17 protein-coding genes are annotated in these 14082 nt (G+C 71.3%); 9 read left to right on the top strand and 8 right to left on the bottom strand.

Going from position 1 to position 14082, the window contains the following annotated elements:
* Positions 1–14: 14 nt before the first annotated feature.
* A complete protein-coding gene (locus tag AC3ANS_RS09940; RefSeq protein ID WP_488295999.1) occupies positions 15–896 on the bottom strand; it encodes an SDR family oxidoreductase in 882 nt (293 codons plus the stop codon).
* Positions 893–1642 carry an SDR family oxidoreductase gene (locus tag AC3ANS_RS09935; protein ID WP_488295998.1) on the bottom strand — a complete coding sequence of 250 codons (750 nt, stop codon included), beginning with the start codon at positions 1640–1642 and terminating at the stop codon, positions 893–895. The genes AC3ANS_RS09940 and AC3ANS_RS09935 overlap by 4 nt, the downstream gene beginning before the upstream one ends.
* Positions 1643–1702: 60 nt before the next feature.
* On the opposite strand from AC3ANS_RS09935, the gene AC3ANS_RS09930 reads away from it, so the two are divergent.
* The 4 genes from AC3ANS_RS09930 to AC3ANS_RS09915 are packed head-to-tail and all read left to right on the top strand — an operon-like array spanning position 1703 to position 5163.
* Positions 1703–2458 (top strand): enoyl-CoA hydratase family protein, encoded by a 756-nt coding sequence (locus tag AC3ANS_RS09930; RefSeq protein WP_488295997.1) that lies wholly within the window; start codon positions 1703–1705, stop codon positions 2456–2458.
* On the top strand, positions 2455–3348 hold the full coding sequence (locus tag AC3ANS_RS09925) for a CoA transferase subunit A (protein ID WP_488295996.1): 894 nt from the start codon (positions 2455–2457) through the stop codon (positions 3346–3348). The genes AC3ANS_RS09930 and AC3ANS_RS09925 overlap by 4 nt, the downstream gene beginning before the upstream one ends.
* Positions 3345–4103 carry a CoA-transferase subunit beta gene (locus AC3ANS_RS09920; RefSeq protein WP_488295995.1) on the top strand — a complete coding sequence of 253 codons (759 nt, stop codon included), beginning with the start codon at positions 3345–3347 and terminating at the stop codon, positions 4101–4103. Before AC3ANS_RS09925 ends, AC3ANS_RS09920 begins: the two co-directional genes overlap by 4 nt.
* Positions 4093–5163, top strand: a complete 1071-nt coding sequence (locus tag AC3ANS_RS09915) for an NAD(P)H-dependent flavin oxidoreductase (RefSeq protein WP_488295994.1) — start codon at positions 4093–4095, stop codon at positions 5161–5163. Before AC3ANS_RS09920 ends, AC3ANS_RS09915 begins: the two co-directional genes overlap by 11 nt.
* Before the next feature lie 6 nt (positions 5164–5169).
* Here AC3ANS_RS09915 and AC3ANS_RS09910 read toward each other — a convergent pair whose 3' ends face one another.
* Positions 5170–5826: a sulfotransferase family protein gene (locus AC3ANS_RS09910; protein ID WP_488295993.1), complete on the bottom strand. Its 657-nt coding sequence runs from the start codon at positions 5824–5826 to the stop codon at positions 5170–5172.
* Positions 5827–5962: 136 nt separating this feature from the next.
* On the opposite strand from AC3ANS_RS09910, the gene AC3ANS_RS09905 reads away from it, so the two are divergent.
* Complete coding sequence (locus tag AC3ANS_RS09905) at positions 5963–6427, top strand: hypothetical protein (protein ID WP_488295992.1); 465 nt, start codon at positions 5963–5965, stop codon at positions 6425–6427.
* A 34-nt stretch (positions 6428–6461) separates the two neighbouring features.
* Entirely contained in the window at positions 6462–6821 is a 360-nt protein-coding gene (locus tag AC3ANS_RS09900) for a hypothetical protein (RefSeq protein ID WP_488295991.1), read from the top strand.
* 51 nt (positions 6822–6872) lie between these two features.
* Here the strand turns inward: AC3ANS_RS09900 and AC3ANS_RS09895 are convergent, their stop codons facing one another.
* Positions 6873–7691 carry an NAD-dependent epimerase/dehydratase family protein gene (locus AC3ANS_RS09895; RefSeq protein WP_488295990.1) on the bottom strand — a complete coding sequence of 273 codons (819 nt, stop codon included), beginning with the start codon at positions 7689–7691 and terminating at the stop codon, positions 6873–6875.
* A 64-nt stretch (positions 7692–7755) separates the two neighbouring features.
* Between AC3ANS_RS09895 and AC3ANS_RS09890 the strand changes: the two genes are divergently transcribed.
* A complete protein-coding gene (locus AC3ANS_RS09890; RefSeq protein ID WP_488295989.1) occupies positions 7756–8196 on the top strand; it encodes a MarR family winged helix-turn-helix transcriptional regulator in 441 nt (146 codons plus the stop codon).
* Positions 8197–8213: 17 nt separating this feature from the next.
* The gene (locus AC3ANS_RS09885) at positions 8214–8768 is read left to right on the top strand and encodes a TIGR03086 family metal-binding protein (RefSeq protein WP_488295988.1); all 555 of its coding nucleotides are present in this window, start codon (positions 8214–8216) and stop codon (positions 8766–8768) included.
* A 4-nt stretch (positions 8769–8772) separates the two neighbouring features.
* Here the strand turns inward: AC3ANS_RS09885 and AC3ANS_RS09880 are convergent, their stop codons facing one another.
* From AC3ANS_RS09880 to AC3ANS_RS09865, 4 genes are read right to left on the bottom strand one after another with little or no spacing between them, the layout of a single operon-like run.
* Positions 8773–9939, bottom strand: a complete 1167-nt coding sequence (locus tag AC3ANS_RS09880; RefSeq protein WP_488295987.1) for an acetyl-CoA C-acetyltransferase — start codon at positions 9937–9939, stop codon at positions 8773–8775.
* Positions 9929–10543 carry a TetR/AcrR family transcriptional regulator gene (locus AC3ANS_RS09875; protein WP_488295986.1) on the bottom strand — a complete coding sequence of 205 codons (615 nt, stop codon included), beginning with the start codon at positions 10541–10543 and terminating at the stop codon, positions 9929–9931. Before AC3ANS_RS09875 ends, AC3ANS_RS09880 begins: the two co-directional genes overlap by 11 nt.
* A gap of 4 nt (positions 10544–10547) precedes the next feature.
* On the bottom strand, positions 10548–11351 hold the full coding sequence (locus AC3ANS_RS09870) for an SDR family oxidoreductase (protein WP_488295985.1): 804 nt from the start codon (positions 11349–11351) through the stop codon (positions 10548–10550).
* Positions 11351–12535 carry an acyl-CoA dehydrogenase family protein gene (locus AC3ANS_RS09865; protein WP_488295984.1) on the bottom strand — a complete coding sequence of 395 codons (1185 nt, stop codon included), beginning with the start codon at positions 12533–12535 and terminating at the stop codon, positions 11351–11353. Before AC3ANS_RS09865 ends, AC3ANS_RS09870 begins: the two co-directional genes overlap by 1 nt.
* 47 nt (positions 12536–12582) lie before the next feature.
* On the opposite strand from AC3ANS_RS09865, the gene AC3ANS_RS09860 reads away from it, so the two are divergent.
* On the top strand, positions 12583–14058 hold the full coding sequence (locus AC3ANS_RS09860) for a FadD3 family acyl-CoA ligase (protein ID WP_488295983.1): 1476 nt from the start codon (positions 12583–12585) through the stop codon (positions 14056–14058).
* The last annotated feature ends 24 nt before the right edge of the window (positions 14059–14082 follow it).

Raw genomic sequence — 14082 nt, 5'->3', positions numbered from 1 at the left:
CTGCTCCCCCGCTGCTACGCGCCGTACACCGGCTCGGGTGCCGGGGCGGCGGCGAGGAGGTCCCGCAGCGCGGGACCGACCTCGGCCGCCTCCCACCGGCGGCCGAGGTCGTTCGCGGGGCCGTGTGCCCAGCCGGTCTCGACGGTGATCCTCGAGCCGTCGATCTCGATCACCCGCCCGGTCACGTCGCCGGCCTCGGCAGAGGCAAGCCAGGCCACGATCGGCGAGTTGTCCTCGGGCAGCGCCATCGCGGAGGTGTCGAACGCACCCTCGGTCATCCGGGTGCGAGCGACCGGGGCGATCGCGTTGACGGAGACGCCGTAGCGGCCCAGCTCCTGCGCGGCGACCAGCGTGAGCCCGGCGATGCCGGCCTTGGCGGCGGAGTACGTCGCCTGGCCGACCGAGCCCTGCAGCCCGGCGCCCGACGAGGTGTTGATGACGCGCGCGGCCCGCTGACGGCCCTCCTTGGCCTCGGCGCGCCAGTACGCCCCCGCGTGCCGGAGCGGCGCGAAGTGCCCCTTGAGGTGCACCCGGACCACCGCGTCCCACTCCTCCTCGGAGGTGTTGACCAGCATCCGGTCGCGCACGAACCCGGCGTTGTTGACCAGGATGTCGAGCCCGCCGTACGTCGTGATCGCCTGCTGGACCATCGCCGCGGCCTGCTCGAAGTCCGCGACGTCGGCGGTGTTGACCACGGCGTGCCCGCCGGCCGCCTCGATCTCGGCCACGACCTGCTCGGCGGGCGTCTCCCCCGTCCCCTCGCCCGAGAGCGAGACGCCGTAGTCGTTGACGACCACGGCCGCGCCGTGGCGGGCCAGCTCGAGGGCGTGCGCGCGGCCGATGCCGCGTCCCGCCCCGGTGACGATCGCGACGCGACCTTCCAGCAACGACGTCATGAGAGTCCCTTCTGCACGATGAGGAAGGCGGGCGGCTCGCCGCCGCCGTGACAGGCGACGGTCGCCCCGGAGACGTACGACGCGAGGTCGCTCGCCAAGAAGGCCGCGACGTTGCCGACCTCCGTGGGCTCGGCCATCCGGCCGAGCGGGATGGTCCGCTCGATCGCGGCCACCGATGCGTCGTCGCCGTAGTGGTCGGCGGACTGCTCGGTCCGGCACAGGCCGACGTCGATGCCGTTGACCCGCACCCGGGGTGCCCACTCCATGGCCAGCGACGCCGTCAGCGAGTCGAGTCCCGCCTTGGCGGCGGCGTACGCCGCGATCGTGGGTGCCGGCCGGCCGGCCGAGACCGAGGAGATGTTCACGATCACCCCGCCCGAGGCCTGTTGCTGCATCACGGCGTTGGCCGCCTGCGCGCACAGCAGCGGGGCGAGCAGGTTGAGGCCGACGATCTTGTCGTGGAACCGTGGCGAGGCGGTGGCGGCGTCCGCGGCCGGTGCTCCCCCGGCGTTGTTGACCAGGATGTCGAGCCGGTCGAGCGAGCCGACCAGGTCGTGCACCGCCTCGGGGTCGCGGACGTCGCAGACCCGGTGGGTCGTGCCCGCGACCGGCTCGACCTCGGAGCGCGAGCAGGTCACGACGCGCGCGCCCGCGGTGAGGAGCGCCTGGGTGATGCCCAGGCCGATGCCACGGGTCCCGCCCGTGACGAGGGCGACCCGTCCGGACAGGTCGATCGGCAGCGCCATGCTGCTACCCTACCAAGCACTTGCTTGGTTCCGACAAGCTCAACCGACCGTGAGGAATCCATGCCCATCACATCCGAGCTCCGGCCCGACGGCGTGCGGCTGGTGACGATGAACCACCCACCGGTCAACGCCCTCACCGTGCAGGGCTGGTTCGACCTCGCGGCGACGCTCGACGAGGCCGGCGCGGACCCCGACACCAAGGCCGTCGTGCTGCGCGCCGAGGGCCGAGGGTTCAACGCGGGCGTCGACATCAAGGAGATGCAGCACACGACCGGGTTCGACGCGCTGATCGGCGCCAACAAGGGCTGCTTCGCCGCGTTCAAGGCGGTCTACGAGTGCGCGGTGCCGGTGGTCGCGGCCGTCAACGGGTTCTGCCTCGGCGGCGGCGTCGGCCTGGTCGGCAACGCCGACTGCGTGGTTGCCAGCGACGACGCCTACTTCGGCGTGCCGGAGGTCAAGCAGGGCGCGCTGGGCGCCGCGACGCACATGGCGCGGTTGGTGCCGCAGCACATGATGCGCACCCTCTACTTCACCGCCCGCACGATCAAGGCGGCCGACCTGGTGCAGTTCGGCAGCGTCCTCGAGGTGGTCCCTCGCGACCGGCTCGACGACGCGGCACTGCAGGTGGCCGGCGAGATCGCCGCGCACGACACGCGGGTGATCCGGGCCGCCAAGGAGTGCCTCAACAGCATCGACCCGATCGACGTCAACAAGAGCTACCGGTTCGAGCAGGGCTTCACGATGGAGCTCAACCTCGCCGGCGTGAGCGACGAGCTGCGGGACGAGTTCGCCGGGACGGAGAAGAGCAAGCGATGACCAAGGGACCACGCGACAAGCGGATGACGATCGACCAGGTCGTCGCCGAGCTGCGCGACGGCATGACGATCGGCATCGGAGGCTGGGGCCCACGGCGCAAGCCGATGGCGCTGGTGCGCGCGATCCTGCGCAGCGACCTGAAGGACCTCACGATCGTCAGCTGGGGCGGTGCCGACGTCGGACTGCTCGCCCGTGCGGGCAAGATCCGCAAGCTGGTGTTCGCGTTCGTCAGCCTCGACTCGGTGCCGCTGGAGCCCAACTTCCAGAAGGCCCGCCAGGAGGGGACCATCCCCGAGCTCGTCGAGCTCGACGAGGGCATGTTCCAGACGGGACTGCGCGCCGCCGCCCAGCGGCTGCCGTTCCTGCCGATGCGGGCCGGGCTCGGCTCCGACGTCCTCGTGAACCAGCCGTGGATCAAGACGGTCACGAGCCCGTACGGCGGCCCCGACGGTCAGCCCGAGGAGCTCGTCGCCGTACCCGCCCTCCAGCTCGACGTCGCGCTCGTCCACCTCAACAGGGCCGACCAGCACGGCAACGCGACGTACCTGGGGCCCGATCCCTACTTCGACGACCTGTTCGCGATGGCCGCCGAGCGCACCTACCTCAGCTGCGAGCAGATCGTCGACACCGCCGGTCTCACCGTCGAGACCCCGGTCCAGCGCCTGCTGCTCAGCCGGATGATGGTCAGCGGCGTCGTCGAGACCCCCCACGGCGCGCACTTCACGACCTGCACGCCCGACTACGAGCGCGACGAGCGGTTCCAGCGGGCGTACGCCGCGGCCGCGGGCGGGTCGGACGAGGACTGGGCCGCGTTTCGTGCCCGGTTCCTGGAGGGCGACGAGGCGGCGTACCAACAGGCCGTCCGCGCGTTCGGTGAGGAGCAGGCATGAGCGCGACCAGGGCAGACGTGTGCGCGGCGGCGATCGCGGACGCGTTCAAGGACGACGGCGAGATCTTCGCCAGCCCCATGGGGATGCTGCCGATGCTCGGCGTACGCCTCGCCAAGCTGACCAGCAACCCCGACCTGGTGATCTCCGACGGCGAGTCGCTGTTCCTCGCCGGCGTGCCGCCGCTATTCGCCAAGGGCGACGTGGTCGAGGGCTGGATCCCGTTCCGCAAGGTGTTCGACGTCGTGGCCTACGGCAAGCGCCACGTGATGATGGGCGCCACCCAGGTCGACCGGCACGGCAACCAGAACATCTCCGCGATCGGCGACTGGGCGCAGCCCAAGCGGCAGCTGCTCGGCAGCCGTGGAGCCCCGGGCAACACCGTCAACAACCGCACGTCGTACTGGGTGCCCAAGCACTCCCCGCGGGTGTTCGTCGAGCGGGTCGACATCGTGTCGGGCGTCGGGCCGCAGCGCGCGAAGGAGGCCGGCCCGGCCGCCGCGCGGTACAACGACATCCACCGGATCGTCAGCAACCTCGCGGTGCTCGACGTCAACGGTGCCGACGACACCGTGCGGCTGCTGAGCGTCCACCCGGGCGTGAGCGTCGACGAGGTGCGGAGCGCCACCGGGTTCGAGCTCGAGGTGCCGGCCGAGGTCCCGACCACGCGCGAGCCGACGATGGAGGAGCAGATCCTGATCCGCGAGGTGCTCGACCCCAAGGGCCTGCGCTTCAAGGAGGTGCCCGATGGCGACTGAGCAGCTGCTGCGCACGCCGTTCACCGACCTGGTCGGCGTCCGCCACCCCGTCGTGCAGACCGGCATGGGATGGGTGTCCGGTCCGCGACTGGTGAGTGGCACCGCCAACGCCGGCGGCCTCGGCATCCTCGCCAGCGCGACGATGACGATCCAGGAGCTGGAGCGGGCGATCGTCGAGGTGAAGGGCCGCACCGACCAGCCGTTCGGGGTCAACCTCCGCGCGGACGCGGCCGACGCCCCCGACCGGTGCCGCCTGCTGATCGAGCACGGCGTGAAGGTCGCGTCGTTCGCGCTCGCGCCCAAGCCGGAGCTGATCGCCATGCTCAAGGAGCACGGCATCGTCGTGATGCCCTCGATCGGCGCGGCCAAGCACGCGGTCAAGGTCGCCTCGTGGGGCGCCGACGCCGTGATGGTGCAAGGTGGTGAGGGCGGCGGCCACACCGGTCCGGTGCCGACGACCCTGCTGCTGCCGACCGTTCTCGATGCCGTGGACATCCCGGTGGTCGCGGCCGGCGGCTTCTTCGACGGCCGCGGCCTCGCGGCCGCGCTGTCGTACGGCGCCGCCGGGGTCGGCATGGGCACGCGGTTCCTGCTCACCCAGGACAGCGCGGTGCCCGACGCGGTCAAGCGGCTCTACCTCGAGCGCGGCCTCACCGACACCGTCGTCACAGCCAAGGTCGACGGCATGCCGCACCGGATGCTGCGCACCGAGCTGGTCGAGGAGCTCGAGGAGACCAGCTCCGTGCGCCGGATCGGCCCCACGCTGCGCCGAACGCTGGAGTTCAAGCGCACGAGCGGCATGTCCTGGCCCGCGCTGCTCAAGGACGGACGGGAGATGCGCAAGGCCCAGGGCCGCACCCTGGCCCAGATGGCGCTCGCCGCGAACACCCCGATGATGCTGAAGGCCGGCCTCGTCGAGGGTGACACCTCCGCGGGCGTGCTCGCGAGCGGTCAGGTCGTCGGCGTGATCGACGACCTGCCGACCTGTGAGGAGCTCATCGACCGGATCGTCGTCCGCGCCGCGGCCGAGCTGCGCCGGGCTGCGGCGTACGTCGTCTGAGCCCGATCAGCGGCCGGGCACGAGCCCCTTCGGCGGCGCCCACTCCCCGGTGGCGCGCAGCTGCTCGTAGATCGCGTACTCGGGTGCGAAGAACTCGTCGAGGCGCGCCCGCAGGGTGCGGCTGAGCTGGGGCTCGGGGCGGACGTCGGACCGGTTGTCGGTGCGTACGTCGATGCCGCCGCCGACCTTGGCGCCGATCCAGGTCTGCCACACCTCGGGCTGCTCGAGGGCGAAGAGACGGTCGACGCCGAGGTCGAGGTCCTCGCTCATCGCGACGAACCGCGCCGGCCGGCCGCGGAGCGTGCCGGGCCGGGGGTCGTTGTCGACGTACCTGCCGACGAACTCCTCGAAGCTGACGTCGGCGGTCGACTTGGAGGCGTCCTCCTGCAGCAGCGCCGGACGCTGCCGGTAGCGCCACCAGGACTCCAGCCAGGCGGTCGGCTCACGGAACAGGGAGACCAGCTCGTAGTTCTCGCGCTCGTATCCGGCGTTGCGCAGCACCGGCACGATGAGGTTGTGGAAGGACCTGCAGTTCATGTGCTTGAGCCGCGGGTTGCCCCGCAGCAGCAGCTCGGCATGGCCCTGGAGCGAGCGCACCAGCGAGGTCGACGCGCACTTGGGCATCGACAGCAGCACGAAGCCCTGAGCCGGTAGCCCGATCAATCTGCACCCCTGTCGTGGAACGGCGGACCAGGGCAGCCTAACGGGCCGCGCTCGGCTCGGTCCGCGGTGGACACCGGGACGCCGACCCGTCGTGTTCCGCACCCGGGTCTCGGCGCGGGTGCCCTAGCCTTCCCCCGTGAACAGCCTGGGCCGAGCCGTCCTCCTCGCGATGATCCCCCTCAACCTGCTGGTGATCGCCTGGGTCGGGATGGGCCGGGTGGCGTACGGCGTCATCGGGTGGTTCTGGATCATCCTGCTCTTCACCGCCGTCCCGATCGCGCTCGTCGCGCTGCTGGTGACGACGATCCTGGCCTGGACGCAGCCCGGCCAGCCGCGGGCGCTCACTGGGCTCCAGGCCATGGGGCAGCTGGTGACCTGGGTCGGGCTCGTCGTGTTCGGGGCGTTCATGCCTGACTTCGGCGACACCGACGACAGCCAGGTCGCGCTGCTGACGCAGGCCTTCGGCTACTCCGACGACCTGTTCGACCTGAGCTTCCTGATCGCGCTGGTCGGCGGGGTGGTGGCGCTCGTCGGCTACGTCGTGCTGCTGGCCGCGCTGACCTTCGGTCGCCGCCCCAGTCCCATGGCCGCGCCTGCGTGACGGTCGTCTCGGTAAAAGGCGGGAGAATGGCCGCGTGAGCGAACAGCCAGTCAAGAAGCGGCCACGGCACCTGATGGACCCGGACAACCCCCGCCGTGAGGTCCGCAAGCCGAGCGACTCCGGCCCGATGCACCTCGAGCCGGTGCAGAAATGGGTGCTCTCGGCACTCGCGTTCACCACGGTCATCCACATGGCCGGCGGGCTGGTGATCGCCGCCATGTACGTCGACGACTCGCGCACGGACGCCCAGGTGGGCCTCAACGTCCTCGCCGCGGCGTTCGGCATCATCGCGATCGCGGTGGCCCGCGCGATCCACCAGAAGAAGTTCCTCTCCCCCTGGTTGCTGCTCGGGCTCGTGCCCGGGATCGTGGGTCTGTTCATCGTCTTCGGCTGAGCGGCGAGTGGGTGGGCCGCTGCTTTCGGGTCCGCACCTCCACCCGCCAGGTCAGAGGATGCCCTCCGCAGCGGCGGCACGGATCGTCGGCACGGTCGGCCGGAAGCCCGGCGTTCGCGCCAGGGAACCATCCATCCGGCCCGCCCACGGGTGCTCGAGGGGCGCGGCAGACGGCTCGACGGGGTCGCCGGCGAGCTCCGCCATCTCCCAGACGGTCACGGGCGCGTCGTCGGTGAGGTTGATGACCTGGCCGTCGGTGGCCCCTGTCAGTGCGAGTCGCACGATGACAGCGACGTCGCGGTGGTGGGCGACGGAGTACGTGTGGGCGGGGTGCAGCCCGAAGCGCGGGGCGAGCTTCGAGATGGAGGCGAGGTGCCCGTCGCCGTCGCCGTACACGAACGGGAGGCGCAGGACCGACCACGTCAGCCCGCTCTCGCGCAGCAGGCCCTCGGCGGCGAGCTTGCTCGCCGGGTAGGCCAGGGTCGGCGAGCAGTCGTCTGTCTCCCGGCCCGGCCTCGACGCGGCCGCGTCATAGACGTTGCCCGTGCTGGCCATCACGATCCGCGCAGTCGGGGCGTGCTCCGCGACCGCCTCGATGAGGTGACGGGTCCCGTCGAGGTTCGCCCGCCAGATCTCCTCCTCGTCGCCGGTGCGGAAGAGCGCCGCGAGGTGGACGACGGCGTCGACTCCCTGCACGGCCGGAGGCAGCGAAGAGGGGTCGCCGAGGTCGCCGCGTACGACGGTCACGCCCTCGAGCGGCGCCACGTCGCGTCGCACCAGGGCCCTGCAGTCGAAGCCGGCGCTCGCGAGTCGCGGCAGGAGCCGCGAGCCGACCAGCCCGGTGGCGCCCGTCAGGAGGAGAGTGGTCATCTAATCGTCCCGTCTAGTGATGGTCAGCCTTACTGATGATTAGCGTACTCCCTAGGATGGAGCCATGGTTGACGAGCGAGACCTCGGCCCGGCGTTGCGCGAGCGGCTGACCTACCTGCTCAAGTACGCCCTGGTGACCCTGGACGAGCTGCACGAGCAGCACCTGGGGCCGACGGGCATCAATGCGCGCGAGCTGGCCGTGCTTCTCCTGCTCGACGACCGCGAGCCGGAGTCGCAGCAGCAGGCCGCCCAGCGCCTCGGGGTCGACCGCACGACGATGGTCGGACTCGTGGACGGTCTCGAGAGCAAGGACCTGGTGGCACGTCGCCCGGACCCCATGGACCGCCGGCGCAATGTCGTCGAGCTCACCGACAGCGGGCGGAGGACACTCGCCACGGCGAGGCGAGCGAGCGACCGGGCGGAGCAGCAGCTCCTCGCGGACCTGCCGCCAGCCGACGCCACGCGCCTGCGCGAGCTGCTCGGCCGCCTCGCTACCGGCGACTAGCGTCCTAGGCTCAGCGCATGGAGCTCATCGAGGCGGCGTCCCACGAGTTCGAGAGAGCCGTACGTCTCGTCGCGCCCGACTCCTGGGGCCTGCCGACGCCCTCGGACATCTCGGTGCGCGAGCTCGTCGGGCACGTGGTCGTGGGCAACCGGTTCACCGCGATGCTCCTCGCCGGCGTGAGTCGTGACGAGGCGCGCGCCAGGCTCGCCGGCGACCAGCTCGGAGCCGATCCCGTCCTTGCGGTGGTCGAGTCAGCTCACCAACAGCAGGAGGGCTTCGCGACGACGGCGCCGGACCAGGTCCTGGACGGCCCGAAGGGCGACATCGCCGCGGAGGCGTTCCTGCGGTTCCGGCTCATCGACCTGGTCGTCCACGCCTGGGACCTGCTGCGCGCCACCGGGCAGGACGAGACCCTCGACCGGGACGTGGTGGACGGGCTGCTCGCGGCCGTCGAGCCGCACCTGAGCGAGATCCTCGCGTTCGGCGCCTACGGGGCCGGCCCGAGCGGGACGCTGCCGCCTGATGCGGACCCACAGCTGCGCCTGCTCGACATGTTCGGCCGCCGGACCTGACAGGTCAGAGGCGCTCGATGATCGTCACGTTGGCCTGCCCGCCGCCCTCGCACATCGTCTGCAGGCCGTAGCGGCCGCCGGTGCGCTCGAGCTCGTTGAGCAGGGTGGTCATCAGCCGGGTGCCGGTGGCGCCGATCGGGTGACCGAGCGCGATGCCGCCGCCGTTCACGTTGACCCGCTCGTGCGGGGCACCGGTCTCCTTCATCCACGCCAGCACCACCGAGGCGAACGCCTCGTTGCACTCGAACAGGTCGATGTCCTCGATCGCCAGGCCGCTGCGGTCCAGGGCGTGCTTGGTGGCGCGGATCGGGCCGGTGAGCATCCAGACCGGGTCGTCACCGCGCACCGAGAGGTGGTGGATGCGGGCACGCGGCGTCAGGCCGTGGTCGCGTACGGCGGTCTCGGAGGCGATCAGCATCGCCGACGACGCGTCGCAGATCTGCGAGGCGACCGCGGCCGTGATCCGGCCCCCCGGAGCCAACGGCTGCAACCCGGCCATCTTCTCCAGCGAGGTCTCGCGCGGGCACTGGTCGGTGTCGACCACGGACCCGTCGGGCAGGGTGACCGGCTCGATCTCGCCCTTGAACCGCCCCTCGGCGATCGCCGCGCGGGCGCGCTCGTGAGACGCCAGGGCGAACGACTCCATCTCCTCGCGAGAGAGGTCCCACTTCTCCGCGATCATCTCCGCGGAGCGGAACTGGCTGACCTCCTGGTCGCCGTACCGCTCCTGCCAGCCGGGCGACTCCGCGAACGGCGTCGAGAAGCCGTACTGCTGGCCGACCAGCATCGCGGCCGAGATCGGGATCGCGCTCATGTTCTGCACGCCCCCGGCGACCACGAGGTCCTGGGTGCCGGACATGACGCCCTGCGCGGCGAAGTGCACCGCCTGCTGCGAGGAGCCGCACTGCCGGTCGATCGTCACCCCCGGGACGTGGTCGGGCAGGCCGGCGACCAGCCACGCAGTACGCGCCACGTCACCGGCCTGGGAGCCGATCGTGTCGCAGCAGCCGAGGATCACGTCGTCGACGGCGCCCGGGTCGACGCCGGTACGCCGCACCAGGGCGCCGATCGAGTGCGCCGCGAGGTCGGCCGAGTGGACGCCGGCGAGTGCACCCCCGCGCTTGCCGACCGGCGTGCGGACGGCGTCGACGATGTAGGCCTCAGGAGGCATGAGCGATCCCTTCGAGCAGGATGGACAGGTACTGCGACGCGATCTCGGTGTGCGTGCGGCGGCCGCCGGGGCGGTACCAGGACACGGCGACCCAGACGGTGTCGCGGATGAAGCGGTAGGTCAGCTCGAGGTCCAGGTCGTCGCGCAGGACCCCGGCGTCGACGCCGTTCTGCAGCAACGTGACCCACACGTCGCGCGACTGGCGGTTGCGATCCGCGAGGTAGGCGAACCGGTCGAACGTGAGGAGGTGGGCCGCCTCGTTCTGGAAGATCGCGACCTCGTCGCGGTGCTTGTCGATCGCCTCGAACGACACGACGACCGCGCGCTCGAGCTTGGCCCGCGGGTTGAAGTCGCTCGCGAGGATGTCGTCGTACTGACCGAAGAGCTCCTCCTGGAACGTCCGCAGGATCTCGTCGACCATCGACTCCTTGGAGTCGAAGTGGTGGTAGAGGCTGCCCGAGAGGATGCCGGCAGCATCGGCGATGTCGCGGACCGTGGTGTTCTTGAAACCCTTCTCCGCAAAGAGCCCCGCGGCGATCCGCAGCAGCTCCGCACGTCGGGAGTTCGTCACCGGGTTCGCTGCCGGGTCGGTCGTCTGCGCCATGGCCCTATGCTCGCTGGCTGCTCACGGAGACGACCTCCCCGGTCAGGTACGACGAGTAGTCGCTCGCCAGGAACACCATCACGTTCGCGACCTCCCACGGCTCGGCGGCGCGGCCGAACGCCTCGCGCTGCTTGAGCTCCGCGAGCAGCTCGTCGGAGGTGACCTTGGCCAGGAACGGGTGCATGGCCAGGCTCGGCGAGACCGCGTTGACGCGGATGCCGTGCGGCGCGAGGTCGAGGGCCGCGCAGCGGGTCAGCGCCATCACGCCCGCCTTCGCAGCGGCGTAGTGCGCCTGGCCCTCCTGTGCGCGCCAGCCGATCACCGAGGCGTTGTTGACGATCACGCCGGCCCGACCGGCATCGACCATCCGCTGCCCCGCGGCCCGCACGCACCGGAACGTCCCGGTCAGCGTGATGTCGAGGACCCGCGACCACTGCTCGTCGGTCATCTCCAGCACGCTCGCGGTCCCGCCCAGTCCGGCGTTGTTGACCATCACATCCACGCCGCCGAGCTCGTCGGCAGCGTCGAGCAGCGCCTGCACCTGCGCGTCGTCGGTGACGTCGCAGACCAGCTGGCGCACGCGCTCGGCGCCGAACTCCCCCGCCAGCGCCTCCTCCGCCTCGGCGAGCCGGCGCTCGTGGGTGTCGCTGAACACCACGGCCTTCGCGCCCTCCTCGAGCGCGCGGCGTACGACGGCCGCACCGATGCCGGCGCCCGCCGCGGCCGTCACCACGACGACCTTGCCCTTGAGCAGGTCGTGGCCGGGCACGTAGTCGGGAGTGGGTTGCTCGGGACGTGGGGTGGTCATCAGGCTCCCTTGGGTTCGCGGGGCAGACCGAGCACACGCTCGGCGAGGATGTTGCGCTGGACCTCGTCGCTGCCGCCGTAGATCGTGTCGGAGCGGGAGAACAGGAACAGTCGTTGCCAGCGGTCGAGCTCGTACGGCGCGCCCGCGACCAGGCCGGCCGGGCCGGCGACCTCCATCGCGACCTCACCGAGCCGCTTGTGCCAGCCGGCCCAGACGAGCTTGAAGATCGAGGCCGACGCTGCCCCAGAAGTCTGTTGAGCGTCGGCGGCGAGGCCGCGCAGCGCCTGGAAGCGCATCACCTCGAGCTCGACCTTGAGACCGGCGAGCCGGTCGCGGAGCACGGGGTCGTCGATCGCGCCGTTCTGCTTGGCCAGCGCGAGGACGCCGTCGAGCTCGCGGGCGAAGCCGACCACCTGGCCCAGCACCGAGACGCCGCGCTCGAAGCCGAGCAGCGCCATCGCCACCCGCCATCCGCCGCCGGGCTCCCCCACGACGAGGTCGGCCGCGGTCCGGGCGCCGGTGAAGAAGACCTCGTTGAACTCCGACCCGCCGGTCAGCTGCTCGATCGGCCGGATCTCGACGCCGTCCTGGTCCAGCGGCACCAGCAGGAACGACAGCCCGTGGTGACGCGTCGAGCCCGGCTCGGTCCGGCACACGACGAAGGCCCACTGGCTGAGGTGGGCGTTGGACGTCCACACCTTCTGGCCGTCGATCACCCACTGGTCACCGTCGAGGCGGGCCTTGGTCTGCACGTTGGCCAGGTCGGAGCCGGCGTTGGGCTCGGAGTAGCCCTGGGCCCACAGCTCCTCGACGGCCACGATCTTCGGCAGGAACCGCGCCTTCTGCGCGGCGGTCCCGAACGCGATCAGCGTGGGCCCGAGCAGCTCCTCACCGAGATGGTTGACCCGTCCCGGCGCGTCGGCCCGGGCGTACTCCTCGTGGAAGATCACCTGCTGCCCCAGGCTCAGCCCGCGCCCGCCGTACTCCACCGGCCAGCCCAGGCAGGTCCAGCCGTGCTCGGCCAGCAGCCGGTTCCAGGCGACCCGCTCCTCGTGCGCCTCGTGGTCGCGGCCGGCGCCACCGAGCCCCTTCAGGGCAGCCCACTCGCCGGTCAGGTGCTCCTCGAGCCAGCCCCGCACCTCGTCGCGGAAGGCCTGGTCCGCCTCGGAGTAGGTCAGGTTCACGGGTGCTACCCTACCAAGCAATTGCTTGGTTGGTGAGAGAGGTGCCGATGCAGGACACGATCCCGGCGGTGCTCCGGGCTGCCGCAGAGCGGTTCGGTGACCACCCGGCGTATGTCGAAGGCGACCGGACCGTCTCGTACGCCGAGCTGCTCCACCTCGTCGAGCAGACGAGCGCGACCTACGCCGAAGCCGGGGTCGGCCGTGGCGACAGGGTGGTGATCTGGGGCCCCAACAGCATCGACTGGGCAGTGGCCGCCCTGGCCGTCTCGTACGCCGGGGCCGTGCTCGTGCCGGTCAACTCGCGCTACGTCGGGGCCGAGGTCGCCGACGTCGTGGCGCGCACCAACGCAGCGCTCGTCGTCGTCCACGACGGGTTCCTCGGGCGCGACCAGCTCGGTGAGCTCGCGAGCGCAGGGGTCTCCGCAGACGTGGCCACGACGCTGACCGGTCTGATGGAACGCGCCACCAGTGCGGCCCTGGTGGCGCGGGTGCCGCTGGAGCCCGACGACGTGGCCGACATCCTGTTCACCTCCGGCACCACGGGCCGCTCCAAGGGCGCGATGAGCGCGCACCGACAGACGATCGGGGTCGCGCGTGCCTGGGCGGAACTGGGCGGCGTCCGCCAGGACGACCGCTACCTGGTGGTCAACCCGTTCTTCCACTCCTTCGGCTACAAGATCGGCATCGTCGTCGGCCTGCTCACCGGGGCGACGCTCTACCCGCTGGCGACCTTCGACCTCGACGAGACCATGCGGCTGATCGAGTCCGAGCGGATCACGGTCCTGCCGGGCGCGCCCACGATCTACCAGTCGCTGCTGAGCGCCCCGGGCCGGGCCGAGCGGGACCTCTCCTCGTTGCGGCTGGCGGTGACCGGCGCGGCCGTCGTACCGGTCGTGCTCATCGAGCGGATGCGAGACGAGGCTCCATCAGGGCTGGGGATCGACCAGGTCGTCACGGCGTTCGGCATGACCGAGGCCGTCGTGGTGACCATGTGCCGCGAGGACGACTCCGCCGAGACCGTCGCGACCACGTGCGGCCGGGCGATCCCCGGGATGGAGATCCGCACCGACCCCGAGTCCGGCGAGCTGCTGGTCCGTGGCGACTACGTGATGCTCGGTTATCTCGACGACCCCGCGGCCACCGCCGAGGCGATCGACGCCGACGGCTGGCTGCACACCGGTGACATCGGGGTGATCGACGAGCAGGGCAACCTCTCGATCACCGACCGGCTCAAGGACATGTACATCTCCGGTGGCTTCAACGTCTATCCCGCCGAGGTCGAGCAGACGCTGGCGCGGATGGACGGGGTCGCCGACGTGGCCGTGGTGGGCGTGCCCGACGAGCGGATGGGCGAGGTCGGGAAGGCGTACGTCGTCGGCTCGGTCACCCCCGAGGACGTGGTCGCCTTCGCGAAGGAGCGGCTGGCGAACTTCAAGGTCCCGCGGCACGTCGAGGTCGTCGACGGACTGCCCCGCAACCTGTCCGGCAAGGTGCTCAAGACCCAGCTGCGCGACGGTGGTTGAGGTGCGAGCGCAGCGAGCCTCGAA

This window comes from Nocardia sp. 149-1B (genome assembly GCF_057747975.1).
Note: the sequence above shows the minus strand (reverse complement) of the source record. Positions and strands in the feature narration are given on the sequence as shown.

What these genes read in the sequence shown, in the direction of transcription:
- AC3ANS_RS09940 (WP_488295999.1), bottom strand. Translation starts at nt 896, where the DNA reads ATGACGTCGTTGCTGGAAGGTCGCGTCGCGATCGTCACCGGGGCGGGA.
- AC3ANS_RS09935 (WP_488295998.1), bottom strand. Translation starts at nt 1,642, where the DNA reads ATGGCGCTGCCGATCGACCTGTCCGGACGGGTCGCCCTCGTCACGGGC.
- AC3ANS_RS09930 (WP_488295997.1), top strand. Translation starts at nt 1,703, where the DNA reads ATGCCCATCACATCCGAGCTCCGGCCCGACGGCGTGCGGCTGGTGACG.
- AC3ANS_RS09925 (WP_488295996.1), top strand. Translation starts at nt 2,455, where the DNA reads ATGACCAAGGGACCACGCGACAAGCGGATGACGATCGACCAGGTCGTC.
- AC3ANS_RS09920 (WP_488295995.1), top strand. Translation starts at nt 3,345, where the DNA reads ATGAGCGCGACCAGGGCAGACGTGTGCGCGGCGGCGATCGCGGACGCG.
- AC3ANS_RS09915 (WP_488295994.1), top strand. Translation starts at nt 4,093, where the DNA reads ATGGCGACTGAGCAGCTGCTGCGCACGCCGTTCACCGACCTGGTCGGC.
- AC3ANS_RS09895 (WP_488295990.1), bottom strand. Translation starts at nt 7,691, where the DNA reads ATGACCACTCTCCTCCTGACGGGCGCCACCGGGCTGGTCGGCTCGCGG.
- AC3ANS_RS09890 (WP_488295989.1), top strand. Translation starts at nt 7,756, where the DNA reads ATGGTTGACGAGCGAGACCTCGGCCCGGCGTTGCGCGAGCGGCTGACC.
- AC3ANS_RS09885 (WP_488295988.1), top strand. Translation starts at nt 8,214, where the DNA reads ATGGAGCTCATCGAGGCGGCGTCCCACGAGTTCGAGAGAGCCGTACGT.
- AC3ANS_RS09880 (WP_488295987.1), bottom strand. Translation starts at nt 9,939, where the DNA reads ATGCCTCCTGAGGCCTACATCGTCGACGCCGTCCGCACGCCGGTCGGC.
- AC3ANS_RS09875 (WP_488295986.1), bottom strand. Translation starts at nt 10,543, where the DNA reads ATGGCGCAGACGACCGACCCGGCAGCGAACCCGGTGACGAACTCCCGA.
- AC3ANS_RS09870 (WP_488295985.1), bottom strand. Translation starts at nt 11,351, where the DNA reads ATGACCACCCCACGTCCCGAGCAACCCACTCCCGACTACGTGCCCGGC.
- AC3ANS_RS09860 (WP_488295983.1), top strand. Translation starts at nt 12,583, where the DNA reads ATGCAGGACACGATCCCGGCGGTGCTCCGGGCTGCCGCAGAGCGGTTC.